Below are 18,695 nucleotides of genomic sequence, written 5' to 3' on the forward strand. Positions count from 1 at the left end.
GCCCGCCATGTGGAATCTGTCTTTCACGCCGCCGCAAATCATTGAAGCCCGGGTGCTGACCCGCCTGCCGGACAGCATGCGCCAGCCCCGGCCCACGGCCTGGGTGGACGCCAACAAACCCGGCCACGTCATGGACAGCTTTCTTGAAGGCCCGGCCTTCGACCGCGCCGGCAACCTTTACCTCACCGACATTCCCTACGGCCGCATCTTCCGCGTCAGCCCCGATCTTCAATGGACGCAGGTCGCGCAGTACGAGGGCTGGCCCAACGGCCTGGCCGTGCACCAGGATGGCAGTGTCTGGATCGCCGACTACCAGCGCGGCATCCTCAGGCTGGACCCGGCCACGGGGCGCGTGGACACGCTGCTGGGCCACCGCAACAGCGAAGCCTTCAAGGGCGTGAACGACCTCACCTTCGACGCTGAGGGCCAGTGCTATTTCACCGACCAGGGGCAGACCGGCCTGCACGACGCCACGGGCCGCGTCTACCGGCTGCGCGAAAACGGCCAGCTCGACCTGCTGCTGGGCAACGCGCCCAGCCCCAACGGCATCGCGCTGAGCGCCGACGGCAAGGTGTTGTTTGTGGCCGTGACGCGCGGCAATGCGGTGTGGCGCGCGCCGCTGTTGCCCGACGGCTCCATTTCCAAGATGGGCGCCTTCCAGACCTTCTTCGGCAGCAGCGGCCCCGACGGCATGGCGCTGGACGTGGAAGGCCGGCTGGTCGTCGCGCATGCCAGCCTGGACGGCGCTTTTGTGCTCAATGCGCGCGGCGAGCTGACCCATTTCGTGCGCAGCCCCGTGGGCGCGACCGTCACCAATGCCGCCTTCCGGCCGGGTACACGCGAGCTGCTCATGACGGAATCACAGACCGGCAGCGTGCTGACGGCGGAGCTGCCTGCGCAAGGCCAGGCTCTGTATTCGCACGGCACACCAAAATAGATGACGGAATAAGCAGGGATTCTCTGTTGATTACTGACATTCATGCGCATAATGAACATGCATGGACAAACTCAAGCAGCTGGAATCCTTTGTCTCGGTGGTGGCGCGCGGCAGCCTGACGGCGGCCGCCAAATCCGAGGGCGTGGCGCCCGCCATCATGGGACGGCGGCTGGATGCGCTGGAAGAACGGCTGGGCGTGAAGCTGCTGGTGCGCACCACCCGGCGCATCGCGCTCACGCATGAAGGCAGCGCCTTCCTCGAGGACTGCCAGCGCCTGCTGGCCGACCTGGCCAACGCCGAAGCCAGCGTGTCGGCCGGCGGCGTCAAGGCCAGCGGCCATTTGCGCGTCACGGCGCCGGCGGGCTTCGGGCGGCGCCACGTCGCGCCGCTGGTGACCCGCTTCCGCGAGCAGCATGCCGACGTCACCATCTCGCTGAACCTCAGCGACCGCGTGGTGGACCTGGCGGGCGAGGGCTTTGACTGCGCGGTGCGCGTGGGCGACTTGCCCGATTCATCATTGGTCAGCGTGCGCATGGCCGACAACCGGCGCCTGTGCGTGGCCACGCCGCGCTACCTGAAAACCCACGGCACGCCGCAGCACCCCAGCGAACTGGCGCGCTTTGACTGCCTCACGCTGTCCAGCGACGCCTCGCAAACGCGGGGCTGGGCCTTCCAGGTGGGCGGCGAGCTGGTGCACCTCAAACCGGGCGGGCCGCTCGATTGCTCCGACGGCCAGGTTCTGCACGACTGGTGCCTGGCCGACTGCGGCATCGCGTGGCGCAGCACCTGGGAGGTCGAATCGGAGATCGCCGCCGGCCGGCTGACGGCGGTGCTGGAAGACTTCGCCGCGCCGCCCAACGGCATTTACGCAGTGTTCCCGCAGCGCAAACATTTGCCGCTGCGAGTGCGCCTGTGGGTAGACTTCTTGAAGCACCACTACAGCCAGGCGGAGTTCTGGCGCACCCCGGCATCCCCCGCCGTCCCCAAAGCCTGACCATCCCAACCCGACGAGACTGAAAAAGGATCTTCCGATGACTCTCGAATCCCTCTTGGCCTATGCCCACCTGCTGGCCATCCTCACCATGGTGGTTTTTCTCGCGAGCGAAGCGGCGCTGTGCCGCGTCGAGTGGCTGAACGCAGCCGTGGTCGAGCGGCTCGGCAAGATCGACATGGTGTACGGCATCTCCGCGGGCCTGGTCCTGCTGACCGGCCTGGCGCGCGTGTTCCTGGGCAGCAAGGGCGCGGCCTGGTATGCCCACAACCCCCTGCTCTATGTGAAGCTGGCGATGTTCCTGGTGATAGGCCTGGTCTCGATCAAGCCGACCCTGATGTTTGTGCGCTGGCGGCGCACCCTGCGCGCCAGCGGCGCTCTGCCCGACGCGCTCGAGATCAAGAAGGCACGCCGGCTGGTGATGGTGCAGGCGCACATCCTGCCGTTTATTCCGCTGGCGGCGGTGTTCCTGGCACGGGGTTTTGGCTAAGGCAGGGAGGGAACCGCAAAACTGGCCGGCGCCTCCCCACGCTGGCTCCGTTCCCACATCAATGTGTACGCGGACTCCATATGGGAACAAAAGCGCTTCGTGTCGAACAGGGGACATTCAGACCGGTTGCGCGATAGCCTGGCACGAATACCGGACAGCAGATCTGGGGATTTTGCGAGCTTGAGGGCCAAGGCCTCATAGTCCGTCAAGGATTCAGTGATCAGCTCCGGCAATCCCACCGCATTCAACAAACTGGCGGCCACCCGGCCGGGAAATGTCGTACCCATACAAGTCAGAATAGGCAGCCCGGCCCACAAGGCATCGCTGGCAGTGGTATGCGCGTTGTAGGGAAGTGTGTCCAGAAACAAATCCGCCAGTTCGTGCCGCGCCAGATGCTTGTCCAGCTCGACCCGCGGCGCAAAGACCAGCCGTTCCGCTGCGACGCCGCGCCGCAAGGCCTCGGAACGCAGGTTCCGAGAGACGGCTGCATTGTCTTCGAGCAACCACAATACGCTGCCGCCGACCCCGGTCAGCAGTCGCATCCAGACGTCGAATACATCGGGCGTGATTTTGTAGTTGTTGTTGAAACAGCAAAAAACAAAACCAGACGCCGGCAAGCCGCATTCCGCCCGGCCAGGCGTTGTTTTTGCAATCTGCCGCTTCGCATCGTTGGACTGGTAACTGTCCGGCAGCCGGACTACTTTTTCAGAATAAAAAACTTCGTGCTCAGCGGGAATGACATGACGGTCCGCAAGGATGTAGTCGACATGATCCACGCCCATGCTTCCGGGAAAGCCCAGGTAATTGACCTGGACAGGCGCGGGCCTGTGGGCCAGAATTCCCGGCCGGCCATCCGTGGTGAATCCTTTCAGGTCAACTGCGACGTCGACTTCCATTTCCCTGAGCAAAGCGGCCGCTTCCCGGTCGCTCTTTGTTCGAACGTCGACAAACCGGTCAAACGAACGCAACAGGCGCTGCCGCATGGCCCCCTGGGAATCGGGGCCAAACGACAGCGCGACGATCTCAAAGCGTTCGTGATCATGAAGTTCAAACAGTTCGGCCATCAAATAAGCCGTGGCATGGTCATGAAAATCCGCGGAAAGATAGGCCACCCGAATCCTGTCATGCGCATGGCGCTCACCGTTCCACAAGGGTCTGTCCGAGGGCGGGCACGCCTCGGCGGCATGTGTCCGCGCGCATTGCAACAGCGCGGCCGCTGACCCAGTCGCTGCCAGCAGCGTGAATGGCTCGGCCGCTTTTTTCCCCGCCATGACCGCACTGTTCAATCGCTCCAGGTCCGACGCATACTGCGACCAATCACACGAATGCCTTTTCGAGCCAATCAGGTTTCCGATGGCATGGGGATATTCCGGCTCGATGTCGAGCAATCGCGCAAAGGCACGTGCAGCGTCATCGTGCCGGCGCAAGCAACCCAGCATCGCACCAAGATTCCCCAAGGCATTCGCATGCCGCGGCTCCAGGGCCAATGCCTGCTGAAAGGAGGCCACCGCGTCTTCATGCCGGTCCAGCCCGCCAAGCGCAATGCCGCGGCTGTTGAATGCCTCCGCAGAGTTCGGGTCCAGAGCGACCAGCTTGTCATAACTCGCCAACGCATCCTCAAACCTGTTGGACCTGCGGAACACTTCTCCCAGCCGGCCATGAACCTGCGCATGATCCGCTTGAAGCTTCAACGCTTCCTGAAAACAATGAATGGCCCGCTCCAGATCGTTTTCGTACGCATACAGGCTGCCGAGCTGCGCGTGAAGATCCATCATCTCCGGGCATGCGGCAATTCCCTTGAGGACAATTTCCTTGGCGCGCCCGATTTGCCCGCTTTCCACCAGCACCTGGCACAAATCGCCACACACAAGCTCGAAGTCCCGCTTGAGGTCGAGCACCCGAACGAAGTTTTCTATGGCGATCTCTGCTTTGCCCTGCCTTTTGGCCATCAAACCGAGAAAATAAAAAGCGTCAGCCTGTCCCGGGTTGATGTCCAGGCTCCGCTGGAGCGCGTGCTCCGCTTCTTGATAACGCTGTTGTTCACCGAGGGCGACCCCAAGATTGAGGCAGGCATCAGCGTCCTGCGGGTTGAGGGCAATCGCTTCACGGTAGCTGCTTGAGGCCTCGTCCAGCTTGCCTTCAGCAAGAAAGGCATTTCCGCGACGCCTGAGGATATCGCCCGGCGGTGTTTGATCGATTGCCGTCGATGTGCCGTGCGCACCTTCCAGTGCTTTAACAGGGCTCGCCTGTGTCCCTGCATTGAAGACGGCTTTCCTCAACCAATTGAACACCCCCATACGCTTCCTATTTGTGACCAGGGACTCACACTGTATCGTGCGCAGTGCCGCCTTACCTTTTAAAGCAGGCCGCGCACCAGCCAGAACGCCGTGCCCCACATCATCAGCGCGACCAGCAAATCCATGGCGCGCCACACCACCGGTGAATTGAGCCGTCGCCCCACGCACCACAAGGCGACACCCAGGCCGGTGAACCACAGCAGCGAACCGGTGATGGCGCCCAGGCCGAAGACCGCGTTGTCGGGCTGCGCATAGGCCAGCGAGGCCGTGCCTATCACCACCGCCGTATCCAGCCAGGCATGGGGATTGAGCCAGGAAAGCGCGAGCGCCAGGCCGATGGCCTTGCGGCGCGAAATGGCCTGGTCGGCGAGCGGTGCGCCGTCGGCCGCCTGCGGCGCCGGCTGCAAAAAGCGCCGCATCGCCTGCGCGCCATAAACCATCAGCACCAGCGCACCCGCGCCCGTCATCGCGCCCAGCAGTTTGTCGGACAGGCCGCCCAGTTGCGCCAGCCCCATCACGCCCAGGCCGATCAGTGCCACGTCGGTCAGCACGCAGACGGCGACCGTGAGCCACAGGTGCTGGCGCAACAGGCCCATGCGTATCACGTGGGCGTTTTGCGGGCCTATGGCCATGATCAGCGACAGGCTCAGGACCATACCGGTCAGGAAAGCGGGGGCGGCAAGGGGGTTCATGGCGGTTCTTTGAATAGATGTCGGTTCTGTACGCAGTGTCCCGCAAAGCCGATAATGATTAAACAAAGTTAACTAAAATTAGCTTCGATCAATTAATACTTGATAAATCAACCATGTTCGATGCCCGACAACTGGACGCCCTGGCCGCCGTGATCGAACACGGCGGCTTCGGCGATGCCGCCAAAGCCCTGAGCCTGACCCTGGCCGCCGTGTCCCTGCGCATCAAATCGCTGGAAGACGCGCTGGGCCAGCGCCTGCTGGTGCGGGGCAAGCAGGTGCGCGCCACGCCGGCCGGCCAGGCACTGCTCGGCCATGTGCGGCAACTGCGGCTGATGGAGTCCGATTTGCTGGCAGGCCTGCAAGGCGGCGGCAAGGCCGGGCGCCTGCAAAGCCTCAGCGTGGCGGTGAATGCGGACTCCCTGAGCAGCTGGTTTTTACCGGGCGTGGCGCCGGTACTGCATGAGCATGGCCTGTTGCTGGACGTGGTGGTGGACGACCAGGACCACACCCACGATGCGCTCAAAAGCGGCGACGTCACCGGCTGCGTGACCACGCTGGCCCAGGCCATGCGCGGCTGCGTGGCCGAGCCGCTGGGCGTGATGCGCTACCGCTGCATGGCCTCGCCGGCGCTGGTTGCGCAGTGGAGCGAGCCCGCAGTAGGCAAGGCGGCGGGACCGAATCGCCTGGCCCACCGCCTGCTGGCCAGCCCGGCCGTGATCTTCAACCGCAAGGACGCGTTGCAGGACGCCTTCCTGGCGCAGCACTTCAAGCTGCGTGATGCGCTCTACCCGCGCCACTTCGTGCCGGCCGTCGATGCCTTCGAACTCGCGCTGGAACTCGGCATGGGCTGGGGCATGGTGCCCGACATCCTGCTGGCGGCGCGCACCCACCGCCCGCCGCTGCAGGAAGTGTTGCCGGGCTGCGCGGTCGACGTGCGGCTGTATTGGCAGCATTGGGCGCGCGAACCGCTGGCGGCACAGAGGCTCACGCAGGCCGTCAAGCAGGCAGCGAAGGCGCAGTTGCTGCAGGATTGACGCGGAAAAAAAACAGCCTGCCAGGGGATCCGTGGCAGGCTGCTTGAGTGAGGCTGGCTGGTTTACTTGCTCAGGCACTCTTTCATGAAGGCCTTGCGTTCGTCGCCTTTTTTGCCTTTGGCGTCGGCATTGCAGGTTTTCATCTTGTCTTGCTGCGTCGCCTTCTTGGCGCTCAGGCATTCCTTCATGAAGGCTTTGCGCTCATCGCCCTTCTTGCCTTCTGCGTCCTTGTTGCAGGCACCCATCTTGGTCTGCTGCGCGGTCTTGGCGGGAGCGTCCTGGGCATGCGCCACCGGGGACAGGATGGCGGCGGCGGCAAATGCGAAGGCGGTCAGGGATAACAGCTTTTTCATGATGGCTCCATGGGTTGGGAATCGGGATTGAGTTCCGGCTGGAATTCCAACACATAACGCCGGGCCGGGCAAATTCGATGACCGGGTATCTGCGGGCCCCAGGCGGCGCATGGCTTAACCGTAAAATCAGCCGATGCTCTCGATTAAAAAAGACCTGCTCACGGCCCTGGCCGCGGGCCTGGAAGAACTTTCCCCCGGCGCGGGCGACAAGGCCGCATTTGAATCCCCCAAGGTTGCGGCCCACGGCGACCTCGCCTGCACGGCCGCCATGCAGCTGGCCAAGCCGCTCAAACTGAATCCGCGCCAAGTCGCCGAAAGCCTGCGCGCCATCCTGCTCAAGGCCCCGGCCTTTGAACGCTGGGTGGACGCCATCGAGATCGCCGGCCCCGGCTTCATCAACATCCGCCTCAAGCCCGCCGCCAAGCAGGAAACCGTGCGCGAGGTGCTGCAGGCCGGCGCCGCCTACGGCACGCAAGCCGCGGACAGCGGACGGCGCATGATCGTCGAGTTCGTCTCGGCCAACCCGACCGGGCCGCTGCACGTGGGCCACGGCAGGCAGGCCGCGCTGGGCGACGCGATCTGCAACCTGTTCGCCACCCAGGGCGCGCAGGTGTGGCGCGAGTTCTATTACAACGACGCAGGCGTGCAGATCCAGACCCTGGCCGGCAGCACGCAGGCGCGCGCCAAGGGCCTCAAGCCCGGCGACACCGGCTGGCCCGAGTCGGCCTACAACGGCGACTATATCGCCGACATCGCGGCCGACTTCCTGGCGAAAAAGACGGTCAGCTCGGATGACCGCGAATTCACCGCCTCGGGCGACGTGGAAGACATGGACTCGATACGCCAGTTCGCCGTGGCCTACCTGCGCCACGAGCAGGACCTGGACCTCAAGGCTTTCTCGGTGAAGTTCGACAACTATTACCTCGAGTCCAGCCTGTACAGCTCGGGCCGCGTCGACGCCACCGTGGCCAAACTCAAGGACGCCGGCAAGACCTACGAACAGGACGGCGCGCTGTGGCTGAAGTCGACCGACTACGGCGACGACAAAGACCGCGTGATGAAAAAGAGCGACGGCAGCTATACCTACTTCGTGCCCGACGTGGCCTACCACCTGGCAAAATGGGAGCGCGGGTTCGGCAAGGCGATCAACATCCAGGGCATGGACCACCACGGCACCATCGCCCGCGTGCGCGCCGGGCTGCAGGCCGCCGGCGAGGGCATCCCCCAGGGCTACCCCGACTACGTGCTGCACACCATGGTGCGCGTGATGCGCAACGGCGAGGAGGTCAAAATCTCCAAGCGCGCCGGCAGCTACGTCACCCTGCGCGACCTGATCGAATGGACCAGCGCCGACGCCGTGCGCTTCTTTTTGCTCAGCCGCAAGCCCGACACCGAGTACATCTTCGACATCGACCTGGCGCTGGCCAAGAACAATGAGAACCCGGTGTACTACGTGCAGTACGCGCACGCGCGCATCTGCTCCATCCTGACCACCTGGGCCGGCCAGGGCGGCGACGAAGCCAGCCTGAAGTCTGCTGACCTCTCGGCCCTGGACAGCCCGCAGGCCCAGGCGCTGATGCTGCTGCTGGCCAAATACCCCGAGATGCTGGCCAATGCGGCGGCCGGCCTGGCGCCGCACGACGTCGCGTTCTACCTGCGCGAGCTGGCCGCGAACTACCACAGCTACTACGATGCCGAACGCATCCTGGTCGATGACGAGGCCGTCAAGCGCGCCCGGCTGGCGCTGGTCGCGGCGACCGCGCAGGTGTTGCACAATGGCCTCGCGGTGCTGGGCGTGAGCGCCCCGCGCAAGATGTAATGCAAGCATGCCGATAGCACCCTAATTTTCAGGACAAGACAATGAACGTGGGCAAGGGAATGAACACTCAAAGAGGCGGAACCCTGCTGGGTTTGGTGATTGGCGCCTTGATCGGCCTGGGCGCCGCGCTGGCCGTGGCGGTCTACATCACCAAGGTGCCTGTGCCTTTCATGAACAAAAGCCAGGCACGCAGCCCCGACAGCGATGCCGCGGAAGCCAAGAAGAACAAGGACTGGAACCCGAACGCGCCGCTGGCCGGCAAGAACCAGCCCAAGCCGCCGGCGCCTGCCCAGGGCCCCGCCGAAACACCCAGCGTCGCCGTTCCCGACCCGTCCGCCGGCCCCAAGGCCGCCGCCTCGGCGCCCGCCAGAACCGCCGCCAAGCCCGCACCCGCGGCCGATCCGCTGGGCGACCTGGCCAAGGCCAAGGTCGAAGGCCTGTCATCCAGCCCGGGCGTGGACCCTTTCAGCTACTTCATCCAGGCCGGCGCCTTCCGCACACCCGAAGACGCCGAACAGCAGCGCGCCAAGCTGATGCTGCTGGGCATGCAGGCCAAGGTCACCGAGCGCGAACAGGCCGGCCGCACCGTGTACCGCGTGCGTCTCGGGCCTTTCGACAAAAAGGAAGACGCTGACAAAGCCAAGGAGCGGCTGGACAACAATTCCATCGAAACCGCGCTGGTCCGCGTGCAGCGCTGACGATAGGCTGAACTTTTCACGAGGCTGGTGTACAAACCCCTGTGCCCCGCACCCTGAGGGCCGCCGTCCGGAGGGGCGGCTTACCCACCATTTCTGTCATACCAGGAGAAGAATCTGATGCAACGCCGTGAGTTTTCCTTTACAGCCGCCTCGGCTGCCGTCGCCACCCTGGGCGGCATCGCCCTGCCCACCATGGCGCAAGCCCAGGCCAAGGCCTTCAAGGACGGCGCCGATTACCTGACGCTGGACAAGCCGGCACCCACCGAAGTCCCCGCCGGCCAGGTGGAGGTGGTCGAGTTCTTCTGGTACAGCTGCCCGCATTGCAACGCCTTTGAGCCGCAGCTCGAGGCCTGGATGAAGCAGGCGCCCAAGGATGTGACCGTGCGGCGCGTGCCGGTGGCCTTCCGCCCCGATTTCGAACCCCAGCAACGCCTTTTTTACGTGCTGGAGGCCATGGGCAAGGTCGAGGAGCTCCACAAAAAGGTGTTTTACGCCATCCACGTGGAAAAATTCGCGCTCGCCAATGCCGACTCGATTACCACCTGGGCCGAAAAGCAGGGCATCGACAAAGCCAAGTTCGTCGAGATGTACAACTCCTTCACGGTCACCACCAAAGCCCGCAAGGCCACGCAGTTGCAGGACATCTACAAGGTCGACGGCGTGCCGGCGCTGGGCATTGCCGGGCGCTACTACACCTCGGCCACCCTGGCCCAGAGCATGGGCCGTGCCCTGCAGGTCACGGATGCGCTGATCGCGCAGTCGCGCGGCAAGGGCAAATAAGACGCTCCGGGCCCGTAGCGGCTCGCCGCTTCAAAACCCGCCTCATTCCAGGCGGGTTTTTTTATGCCCCTAATATTCCCCGTGCAAGCCATTCCCGCGGCTTGCATGGCTACAATGGCCGAACCCCAAAGCAGCAAGATTCGTGCCTTATGAAACACCCCCTTTATTTCCTCATCCTGCCGGCCGCTTTGGCGCTGGGGGCGGCGTTTCCGGCCTGGGCTGAAAAAGCCGACCGGGACAAGCCCATGAACGCGGAGGCCGACGCCCTGCGTTATGACGACCTCAAGCAGACCAGCGTGTTCACCGGCAACGTGGTGATCACCAAAGGCACGACCATCGTGCGCGGCGCGCGCGTCGACGTCATGCAGGACCCCGAGGGCTACCAGCAGGCGGTCTCCATCGCGGCGCCCGGCAAGCTGGCCTTCTACCGCAAAAAGCGCGACGGCGTGGACGAATACATCGAAGGCGAAGGCGAGCGCATCGAATACGACAGCCGCGCCGACCTCGTCAAATTCATCAAGCGGGCCGTGGTGCGCCGCTACAACGGCGCCACCCTGGTGGACGAAACCACAGGCGCCGTGATCGTCTACGACAACAACACCGACGTCTTCACCGTGGACGGCGGCGCGCAGAACCAGACCGCCGCCAATCCGAGCGGCCGGATACGCGCCATGCTCTCGCCGCGCGCCGCTGCGTCGGCCCCGGCCACCGCACCCGCGGCCCCGCCCGCCGCCTTGCGCCCCAGCACCACGCTGGGCACTGAAAAGAACTAGAAAGAACCTTTCACAGATGGATGTGGTGACTGACACTTCGGCGGCCCCGGCCGCGACCCCCAGCCGCCTCGTTGCGCAAGGGCTGCAAAAATCCTACGGCAGCCGCAAGGTCGTTCAGGACGTCTCGGTGGCCGTGCAAAAAGGCGAGGTCGTGGGCCTGCTGGGCCCCAACGGCGCCGGCAAGACGACTTCGTTCTACATGATCGTGGGCTTGGTGCGCGCCGACGCGGGCGAGATCTCCATCGACGGCCAGTCGGTCGAGCACATGCCGATTCACCTGCGCGCCCGCCTGGGCCTGAGCTACCTGCCGCAGGAAGCGTCGATCTTCCGCAAGCTCACGGTGGAGGAAAACGTGCGCGCCGTGCTGGAACTGCAGCTGGGCGCGAACGGCAAGCCGCTGGGCCGCGCCGAGATCGAGTCGCGGCTGGACGGCCTGCTGCAGGACCTGCGGGTGGACCACCTGCGCAATTCGCCGGCCCCGGCGCTGTCGGGCGGCGAGCGCCGCCGCGTCGAGATCGCCCGCGCCCTTGCGACCCAGCCGCGCTTCATCCTGCTCGACGAGCCTTTTGCCGGCATTGACCCGATCGCCGTGATCGAGATCCAGCGCATCATCGGCTTCCTGAAGTCGCGCGGCATCGGCGTGCTGATCACCGACCACAACGTGCGCGAAACGCTGGGCATCTGCGACCACGCCTACATCATCAGCGACGGCCACGTGCTGGCCCAAGGCACGCCCTCCGAGATCGTGAACAACGCCGACGTACGCCGCGTCTATCTCGGTGAACACTTCAAGATGTAGAGATGGTTCCCCCCTGTTGTCGCTCACTTCGTGTAGCTCCCTCTCCCCCTCCGGGGACGGCGCCTGCGGCCTGGCAAAGCCAGTTCCGCGGCCCCTGCTCGAACTCCTTCTTCGCGCTCATCAGAGACCGTTGACATGAAGCAGGGTTTGTCACTCCGCGTCTCGCAGCACCTCGCGCTGACGCCCCAGCTGCAGCAGTCGATACGGCTGCTGCAGCTGTCGACGCTCGAGCTGAGCCAGGAAGTCGAGCAGATGCTCGACGAAAACCCGTTTCTCGAGGTGGCGGAAGAAACCGCTGTACGAGAGGAGTTCGGCCTGGAGCACCTCAACACGCCGGTCAGCCAGGACAGCCGCGAGTTTGAATCCGCGGCGGAGTCGCCGAGCGGCGGCACTGAGGACGCTGGCATTTCAGCTGCAGGCGAAGCCGAAGTCAGCGCCGAACCCAAGCTCGAGGAAAGCTGGGAAGGCGACGGCACGGTGGAGACCACGCCCGACGACAGCGAATGGGGCAGCGATGCGCCGGCGCGCAAGAACAATAACGACGAGGGCGACACCGAGGCCTCCGACCTGACAGGTGCCCACGAGTCGCTGCAAGACCATCTGCACCGCCAGTCGCTGGGCCTGCGCCTGTCCGAAGAGGACCGCGCGGCCCTGCATTTCCTGATCGAGTCGCTCAATGACGACGGCTACCTCGAAGACAGCCTGGCTTCGCTCGCGGCGGGCCTGGCCGGGGACGACCTGGAACAGGCCGAAGACCTCGAGCAGCGTTTTGCCATGGCGCTCAAGCTGCTGCACCACATGGAGCCGGCCGGCGTGGGCGCGCGCAACCTGGCCGAATGCCTGGGCCTGCAGCTGCTGGACTGCAAAGACTGCGAGGAGACCCGCGCCGCCATCGCCATGTGCAAGCAGCCCATGGAACTGCTGGCCAAACGCGACCTGAAGCGCCTGTCGCACCTGTGCGGATTCACCGAAGCCGCCGTCCGGGGTGCGATTGCCGTGATAGGCCGGCTCGACCCCAAACCCGGCCGCCGCTTCGTGAACGTGGAGCGCAACCTGATCGTGCCCGACGTCATCGTCGTGAAGTCGGGCCGGGGTTTCAAGGTCTCGCTCAACGGCGACGTGATGCCGCGCCTGCGTGTGCACGACATCTACGCCAACGCCCTCAAGCAGCACAAGGGCCAGGGCGGCCAGGCGCTGCAGCAGCGGCTGCAGGAGGCGCGCTGGTTCATCAAGAACATCCAGCAGCGCTTCGACACCATCCTGCGCGTGAGCAGCGCCATCGTCGAGCGGCAGAAAAACTTCTTCACGCACGGCGAACTCGCCATGCGCCCGCTGGTGCTGCGCGAGATCGCCGACGAGCTGGGCCTGCATGAGTCCACGATTTCGCGCGTGACCACCGCCAAGTACATGGGCACGCCCTTCGGCACCTTTGAACTGAAGTATTTCTTCGGCTCCGCCCTCGGCACCGAAACCGGCGGCAACGCCTCCAGCACCGCGGTGCGCGCGCTGATCAAGCAGTTCGTCTCGTCCGAGAGCCTGAAAAAGCCGCTCAGCGACAACCAGATTTCCGAAATGCTCAAGGAGCAGGGCATCGAATGCGCGCGCCGCACCGTGGCGAAATACCGCGAGGCCCTACGCATCGCACCGGCTAATTTGCGCAAGTCGTTGTAAGCCCTTTCAAGAGTCCGACATGAACCAGCTCCAATTGTTTTTACCGTGCGCCGCCGGCGTTGAGGCCCTGCTGGCCACCGAGGTCAAGCGTGTCACCGGTATCGACGGCAAAGCCTGGCGCGCCGGCGTGCAGTTGCAGGCCTCCTGGCGCGATGCCCTGCAGCTCAACCTGCACAGCCGACTGGCGCAGCGCGTGCTGATTGAGTTGCAGCACAACCAGTACCGCAGTGAACAAGACCTCTACAACGCCGCGGCCAACGTGGCCTGGGAAATCTGGTTCACGCCCAAGCAGACCTTCAAGGTCGAGATCACCGCCCAGCACAGCCCGCTGCAAAGCCTGAACTTCGCGGCGCTGAAGATCAAGGACGCCATCGCCGACCGCTTTCGCGCCAAGTTCGACGACGTGCGGCCCAGCGTCGATACGCGCTGGCCCGACGTGCGCGTCTATGTGCACCTGACGACGGACACCGTCACGATTTACATCGACACCTCGGGTGAGCCGCTCTTCAAGCGCGGCTGGCGCGAGGACAAAGGTGATGCGCCACTGAAAGAAACCCTGGCCGCCGCGATGATCGCCGCCAGCGGCTGGGACCAGCTGTGCAAGGACGGCGTGCCGCTCTACGACCCCTGCTGCGGCTCGGGCACCATCGCCATCGAGGCGGCGCAGATCGCCTGCAACATCGCGCCCGGCATCAACCGACGCTTCGCTTTCCAGAAATACTTGCCCTTCCAGGGCCATGTGTGGGACGGTCTGCTGGACCAGGCCGAAGCCGCCATCACCGAACCCACGGCGCCGGTGTTCGGCAGCGACGTGTCATTCCGCATGGTCGACTTCGCCGAACGCAATGCCGAGCGCGCCGGCGTGGCCAACGCGGTGGAATTCCGCGGCGGCGACGCGCTGCAGCGCATGCCGCCCGCGCCCTCGGGCGTGATGCTGGTGAACCCGCCCTATGGCGAACGTATCGACGTGGCCGGTGTGGCCGGCATCACCGGCGTGCAGGGCCGCGACCAGCGCCGCCAGCAGAGCCGGGACGTCCAGCACGACCACCGCAACCAGCCCATCGACGAATTCGGTCAGCCGCTAAACCAGGATGACGGCGACAGCCGCGAAGAGCCCGCCTTCGAGACTTCGCGCGACCGCTCGGCCAACCCGGGCCGCGAGCAGGCGCAGAACGCCTGGGGTGAGGAAGCGGCCGACTTCTTTCCGCAGCTGGCCGCGCATTGGAAGAAAAACTACGCGGGATGGACGGCCCACGTGCTGACGCCCGACCTCAAGCTTCCCGGCAAGATGCGACTGAAGGAATCGCGCCGCGTGCCCATGTGGAACGGCCCGATCGAATGCCGGCTGTTCCGCTTCGACATGGTGGCCGGCTCCGCGCGCGGCAAGCCCGGGGCCGCGGGCACGGCACGCGAGCCGGCATCGTGACGGCCGGGGCGCGCCAGCCCGTCGTCCTGGACACCAACATCGTCCTCGACGTGTTTGTGTTCAACGATGCGGCGGCGCAGCCGCTCAGGCAGGCGCTGGAAGCCGGCGAGCTCGACTGGCTGGCCACGCAGGCCATGCGCGATGAGCTTGAACGCGTGCTGGCCTACCCGCAGATCGCGCCGCGCCTGGCGTTTTACCAATTGGGCGTGGATGATGTGCTCGCGGCTTTTGACCGCCACGCCCGCCTGCTGGAGGTGGCCGCCAAGGCCAGCGTCACCTGCAGCGATGCCGACGACCAGAAGTTCATCGATCTGGCCGTGGCGGCCAAAGCCTTGCTGCTGAGCAAGGATCGGCACGTACTGTCCATGGCCAAGCGGCTCGGCAGCCTCGGCGTCAGGGCGCAAAGCGCGATGCGGGCTTAGCGGCGGCAGGCGGCCAGGCGTATTCAGGCCGCCGCGACGGCGGCGCCTGACGCCAGGGCACCATCGGGCCCGGCCGGCGCCTGCATGGCGGCGCCATTGGCGCGAAAGCTGTGCGCGCTGGCCAGCGGCCAGTAGTAGCTGAACACAGTGTTCTGTTTTTCCAGCGAGCCGAGCAGCGCGCCGGGCTCCACCTGCATGATGAGGTTGCTGAGCAGCCGCACCTCGGTGTCGGTCAGGCGCCGCACGATGTGGTGGGCGTTGACCTCGCGCGGGTGGCACAGGCCCGCGGCCTGCACCAGCTCCTGCAGCGCGTGCAGGGTGCTGCGGTGAAAGTTGCGCACCCGCTCGGCCTTGTCGGGCACCACCAGCGCCTGCTGGCGCACCGGGTCCTGCGTGGTCACGCCGGTCGGGCATTTGCCGGTGTGGCAGCTTTGTGCCTGGATGCAGCCCAGCGCCATCATGAAGCCGCGCCCGGCGTTGCACCAGTCGGCGCCCAGCGCCATGAGGCGCACCATGTCGAAGGCGCTGACCACCTTGCCGGCCGCGCCTATGGAGACGCGGCTGCGCAGGTTCACGCCGATCAGCGTGTTGTGCACCAGCAGCAGGCCCTCCTGCAGCGGCGCGCCCACATGGTCGGTGAACTCGACGGGCGCGGCGCCGGTGCCGCCCTCGGCGCCGTCCACCACGATGAAGTCCGGCGTGATGCCGGTCTCCAGCATGGCCTTGACGATGGCAAACCATTCCCAGGGATGGCCTATGCAGAACTTGAAACCGGTGGGCTTGCCGCCCGAGAGCTTTCGCAGCCTGGCGATGAAATGCATCATCTCGACCGGCGTGGAGAACGCGCTGTGGCTGGAGGGCGAGATGCAGTCCTTGCCTTGCGGCACGCCGCGCGCCGCCGAGATTTCAGCGGTGACTTTGGGGCCGGGCAGGATGCCGCCGTGGCCGGGCTTGGCGCCCTGGCTCATCTTGAGTTCGATCAGCTTGACCTGCGGGTCGCGCGCATTGGCGGCGAAGCGCTCCTCGCTGAAGCTGCCGTCCTCGTTGCGGCAACCGAAATAGCCCGAGCCGATTTCCCAGATCAGGTCGCCGCCATGCAGACGGTGGTGCTGCGAGATGGATCCCTCGCCCGTGTCATGCGCGAAGCCGCCGAGCTTGGCGCCCTTGTTGAGCGCCATGATGGCGTTAGCCGAGAGCGAGCCGAAGCTCAGGGCCGAGATGTTGAAGACACTGGCATGGTAGGGCTGGGTGCAGGGCTCGACCGAAGGCGAGGGATGGTCGGGCGAGCCGCCTATCCAGACGCGGAAGTCGTGCGAGGCCAGCTTGGTCGGCGACATCGAATGGTTGACCCATTCATAGCCTTGCGCGCCCACATCGAGCTGCGTGCCGAAGGGCCGGTTGTCGGGCTCGCCCTTGGAGCGCTGGTAGACCAGCGAACGCTGGGCGCGCGAGAAGGGCGTGGCCTCGCTGTCGCTTTCGATGAAGTACTGGCGCATCTCGGGCCGGATGAACTCGAACAGGAAGCGCATGTGGCCTATGACCGGGTAGTTGCGCAGCACCGCATGCCGGGTCTGCCGCAGGTCGCGCACACCCACCCCGACCAGCGCGGTGCAGGCCAGCAGCGCCAGCCAGCCCACGCCGAAGGCGATGAGGCTGAACAGCGCCAACAAGGCACCCAATGCGCACAGTGCCATGAAGGTGTAACGGACCGGGAACCGGGCATCCAGACGCTGGAGAAACATGATGGCGCTTCCGTGGGGAGAGGGGCAAAATAACCGCGATGCGGCAGATACACTTTGCATCATAAGAGCCTCGCGTGACGCTCAGGACTGTTTTTCATGAAGCCCACCCCTAAAACCACTTCCTCCCCAGCATCCTCGGCGGAGCCGGCTTTCCTTGAAGCCGAAGACTTTGACGAGCTCGACGCCATCCTCGACGACTTGCGCGCCCGCTACGACGAGACGCCGCAGTGGGAATTCTGCGAGGGTTTCATGGCCGCCGTGGTCTGCTCGCGCCGCCCCATCGCCGCCGACGAGTACCTGCCTGTGCTGCTGGCCGTGCCCGCCGAAGGCGAGGCGCCGGACCCGGAGGGCGGCTCCTTCGCGAGCGCCGAACAAGGTGGGCGCTTCCTCACGCTGTGGAACCGGCGCTGGCAGGAAGTCGAAACCGCGCTCGATGCCGAAGTCGATTCGCTGGAAGACGACAACTGCTACCACCCCGAAGTGATGGACATACGCGGCGCCGTGGCCGAGATGGCGCCCGAAGAGCGCGCCGCCTTCAAGGGGGAAGACCTGCCGGCCTTTGCCCAGGTCTGGGCGCTGGGTTTTATGTTCGCGGTCGAGAGCTGGCCCGACGAATGGATGGCCCCGCGCGACAAGGATGCCGCCAAGTGGCTGGACGGTGCGCTACAGGCCGTGGTCGCCATGACCGAGGACGACACGGCCACGCCCGAGGTTTCACCCCTGAGCGAAGACGGCGCGCCCAGCACCAGCATTGCCCGGCTCAACGCCTTCGGCGAAGCCATCTGGGCGGTGTACGACCTGCGCGAGCTGTGGAAGACCCTGGGGCCCAAGGTGGAAACGGTGCGGGTTGAGGCCACGCCGGGCCGCAACGACCTTTGCCACTGCGGCAGCGGGAAAAAATACAAGAAGTGCCACGGCGCGGGGTGATCCCGCTGCGCTTACCGCTCCAGCGACACCAGCAGCCGCTGCATGATGGCGTGCGCATAGCGGCTGGCCACTTCCTCGACAAAACGCGGGAAGTCCACATGCGCGCTGTCGTCCGCGCGGTCCGAGATGGTGCGCACAGCCGCAAAGGACACGCCGTAGTCATGGCAGACCTGCGCCACGGCGGCGCCCTCCATCTCGACTGCCAGCACCTCGTGGCCGGCGCCCGTGAGCACGGCATGCAGGCTGCGCGACTCGCCAGCGCCTGAGACAAACCGGTCGCCGCTGGCGATCAAGCCCAGGTGCACGCGCGCGCCCGGAAAGGCCGCGCTCGCGCCGCCATCACCGCCGCCACCCAGCGCCGCTGAGGCCGCTTTGAACAGCAGGGCCGTGAGCACCGCATCACCCTCGAAGCGGCTGCGGCCGTACAACGGTACCTCATAACGCGGAAACAGCGGCGAGGCATCGAGGTCATGCTGCACAAAATAGCTGGCCACCACGACATCGCCGACATTCACTCCCGTACCCAGGCCGCCGGCCACGCCGGTGAACACCATGCGGCGCACGCCGAATCGTTCGATCAGCGCAGTCGCCGTGGTGGCGGCCGCCACCTTGCCGATTCTCGACAAGGCCAGCACCACGGGCCGGCCGTGCAGGTCGCCGAGCCAGAAATCGCGGCCGGCGTGCGTCACCTTGCGCGGCTGGTGCAGCAGCTCCATGAGGCCTTGCTGCTCCTGCAACAGGGCGCTGAGGATGGCAATAGGGGGCGGGGTGTTTGAAGCGGTCTGGGAAGTCGGCATGGCAGGATTGTGCCCACAAAGCACAGACGCAAAAAAGGGCGACTCGC

Annotated in this window: 18 protein-coding genes; 13 read left to right on the plus strand and 5 right to left on the minus strand. The window is 65.3% G+C overall.

Features of this window, described 5'->3' with window-relative positions:
* Positions 1–7: 7 nt before the first annotated feature.
* The 3 genes from AC1D0O_RS12980 to AC1D0O_RS12990 all read left to right on the plus strand — a co-directional run bounded on the left by AC1D0O_RS12980 (position 8) and on the right by AC1D0O_RS12990 (position 2,418).
* Positions 8–937, plus strand: a complete 930-nt coding sequence (locus AC1D0O_RS12980; protein ID WP_477653926.1) for an SMP-30/gluconolactonase/LRE family protein — start codon at positions 8–10, stop codon at positions 935–937.
* Positions 938–998: 61 nt separating this feature from the next.
* Positions 999–1,931 (plus strand): LysR family transcriptional regulator, encoded by a 933-nt coding sequence (locus tag AC1D0O_RS12985; protein WP_477653927.1) that lies wholly within the window; start codon positions 999–1,001, stop codon positions 1,929–1,931.
* 37 nt (positions 1,932–1,968) lie between these two features.
* The gene (locus AC1D0O_RS12990; protein WP_477653928.1) at positions 1,969–2,418 is read left to right on the plus strand and encodes a DUF2214 family protein; all 450 of its coding nucleotides are present in this window, start codon (positions 1,969–1,971) and stop codon (positions 2,416–2,418) included.
* Here AC1D0O_RS12990 and AC1D0O_RS12995 read toward each other — a convergent pair.
* Together AC1D0O_RS12995 and AC1D0O_RS13000 are read right to left on the minus strand one after the other, a co-directional pair.
* On the minus strand, positions 2,415–4,715 hold the full coding sequence (locus AC1D0O_RS12995; protein WP_477653929.1) for an O-linked N-acetylglucosamine transferase family protein: 2,301 nt from the start codon (positions 4,713–4,715) through the stop codon (positions 2,415–2,417). The genes AC1D0O_RS12990 and AC1D0O_RS12995 overlap by 4 nt on opposite strands.
* 59 nt (positions 4,716–4,774) lie before the next feature.
* The gene (locus tag AC1D0O_RS13000) at positions 4,775–5,407 is read right to left on the minus strand and encodes a LysE/ArgO family amino acid transporter (RefSeq protein WP_477653930.1); all 633 of its coding nucleotides are present in this window, start codon (positions 5,405–5,407) and stop codon (positions 4,775–4,777) included.
* A gap of 113 nt (positions 5,408–5,520) precedes the next feature.
* Between AC1D0O_RS13000 and AC1D0O_RS13005 the strand changes: the two genes are divergently transcribed.
* On the plus strand, positions 5,521–6,441 hold the full coding sequence (locus AC1D0O_RS13005; protein WP_477653931.1) for an HTH-type transcriptional regulator ArgP: 921 nt from the start codon (positions 5,521–5,523) through the stop codon (positions 6,439–6,441).
* Positions 6,442–6,503: 62 nt separating this feature from the next.
* Here AC1D0O_RS13005 and AC1D0O_RS13010 read toward each other — a convergent pair whose 3' ends face one another.
* Positions 6,504–6,794, minus strand: a complete 291-nt coding sequence (locus AC1D0O_RS13010) for a PsiF family protein (RefSeq protein WP_477653932.1) — start codon at positions 6,792–6,794, stop codon at positions 6,504–6,506.
* Positions 6,795–6,927: 133 nt separating this feature from the next.
* Between AC1D0O_RS13010 and argS the strand changes: the two genes are divergently transcribed.
* The 8 genes from argS to AC1D0O_RS13050 all read left to right on the plus strand — a co-directional run bounded on the left by argS (position 6,928) and on the right by AC1D0O_RS13050 (position 15,182).
* A complete protein-coding gene (gene argS, locus AC1D0O_RS13015) occupies positions 6,928–8,613 on the plus strand; it encodes an arginine--tRNA ligase (RefSeq protein WP_477653933.1) in 1,686 nt (561 codons plus the stop codon).
* Between the two features lie 59 nt (positions 8,614–8,672).
* Positions 8,673–9,311, plus strand: a complete 639-nt coding sequence (locus tag AC1D0O_RS13020) for an SPOR domain-containing protein (protein WP_477653934.1) — start codon at positions 8,673–8,675, stop codon at positions 9,309–9,311.
* A gap of 117 nt (positions 9,312–9,428) precedes the next feature.
* Positions 9,429–10,091: a thiol:disulfide interchange protein DsbA/DsbL gene (locus tag AC1D0O_RS13025; RefSeq protein WP_477653935.1), complete on the plus strand. Its 663-nt coding sequence runs from the start codon at positions 9,429–9,431 to the stop codon at positions 10,089–10,091.
* A 149-nt stretch (positions 10,092–10,240) separates the two neighbouring features.
* Complete coding sequence (gene lptA, locus AC1D0O_RS13030; RefSeq protein WP_477653936.1) at positions 10,241–10,864, plus strand: lipopolysaccharide transport periplasmic protein LptA; 624 nt, start codon at positions 10,241–10,243, stop codon at positions 10,862–10,864.
* Between the two features lie 16 nt (positions 10,865–10,880).
* Positions 10,881–11,663: an LPS export ABC transporter ATP-binding protein gene (gene lptB / locus AC1D0O_RS13035; RefSeq protein WP_477653937.1), complete on the plus strand. Its 783-nt coding sequence runs from the start codon at positions 10,881–10,883 to the stop codon at positions 11,661–11,663.
* A 135-nt stretch (positions 11,664–11,798) separates the two neighbouring features.
* Entirely contained in the window at positions 11,799–13,334 is a 1,536-nt protein-coding gene (locus tag AC1D0O_RS13040; protein ID WP_477653938.1) for an RNA polymerase factor sigma-54, read from the plus strand.
* A gap of 19 nt (positions 13,335–13,353) precedes the next feature.
* Entirely contained in the window at positions 13,354–14,760 is a 1,407-nt protein-coding gene (locus AC1D0O_RS13045) for a THUMP domain-containing class I SAM-dependent RNA methyltransferase (protein WP_477653939.1), read from the plus strand.
* The gene (locus AC1D0O_RS13050) at positions 14,757–15,182 is read left to right on the plus strand and encodes a putative toxin-antitoxin system toxin component, PIN family (protein ID WP_477653940.1); all 426 of its coding nucleotides are present in this window, start codon (positions 14,757–14,759) and stop codon (positions 15,180–15,182) included. Before AC1D0O_RS13045 ends, AC1D0O_RS13050 begins: the two co-directional genes overlap by 4 nt.
* Before the next feature lie 23 nt (positions 15,183–15,205).
* On the opposite strand, the gene AC1D0O_RS13055 is transcribed toward AC1D0O_RS13050, so the two are convergent.
* Positions 15,206–16,924: an FMN-binding glutamate synthase family protein gene (locus tag AC1D0O_RS13055; protein ID WP_477653941.1), complete on the minus strand. Its 1,719-nt coding sequence runs from the start codon at positions 16,922–16,924 to the stop codon at positions 15,206–15,208.
* A 96-nt stretch (positions 16,925–17,020) separates the two neighbouring features.
* On the opposite strand from AC1D0O_RS13055, the gene AC1D0O_RS13060 reads away from it, so the two are divergent.
* The gene (locus tag AC1D0O_RS13060; protein ID WP_477653942.1) at positions 17,021–17,851 is read left to right on the plus strand and encodes a YecA/YgfB family protein; all 831 of its coding nucleotides are present in this window, start codon (positions 17,021–17,023) and stop codon (positions 17,849–17,851) included.
* Positions 17,852–17,862: 11 nt separating this feature from the next.
* On the opposite strand, the gene AC1D0O_RS13065 is transcribed toward AC1D0O_RS13060, so the two are convergent.
* Positions 17,863–18,648, minus strand: coding sequence for a 5'-methylthioadenosine/adenosylhomocysteine nucleosidase (locus tag AC1D0O_RS13065; RefSeq protein WP_477653943.1), 786 nt, complete (start codon positions 18,646–18,648; stop codon positions 17,863–17,865).
* Positions 18,649–18,695: the final 47 nt, after the last annotated feature.

Source organism: Polaromonas sp. P1_F2, from assembly GCF_056405735.1.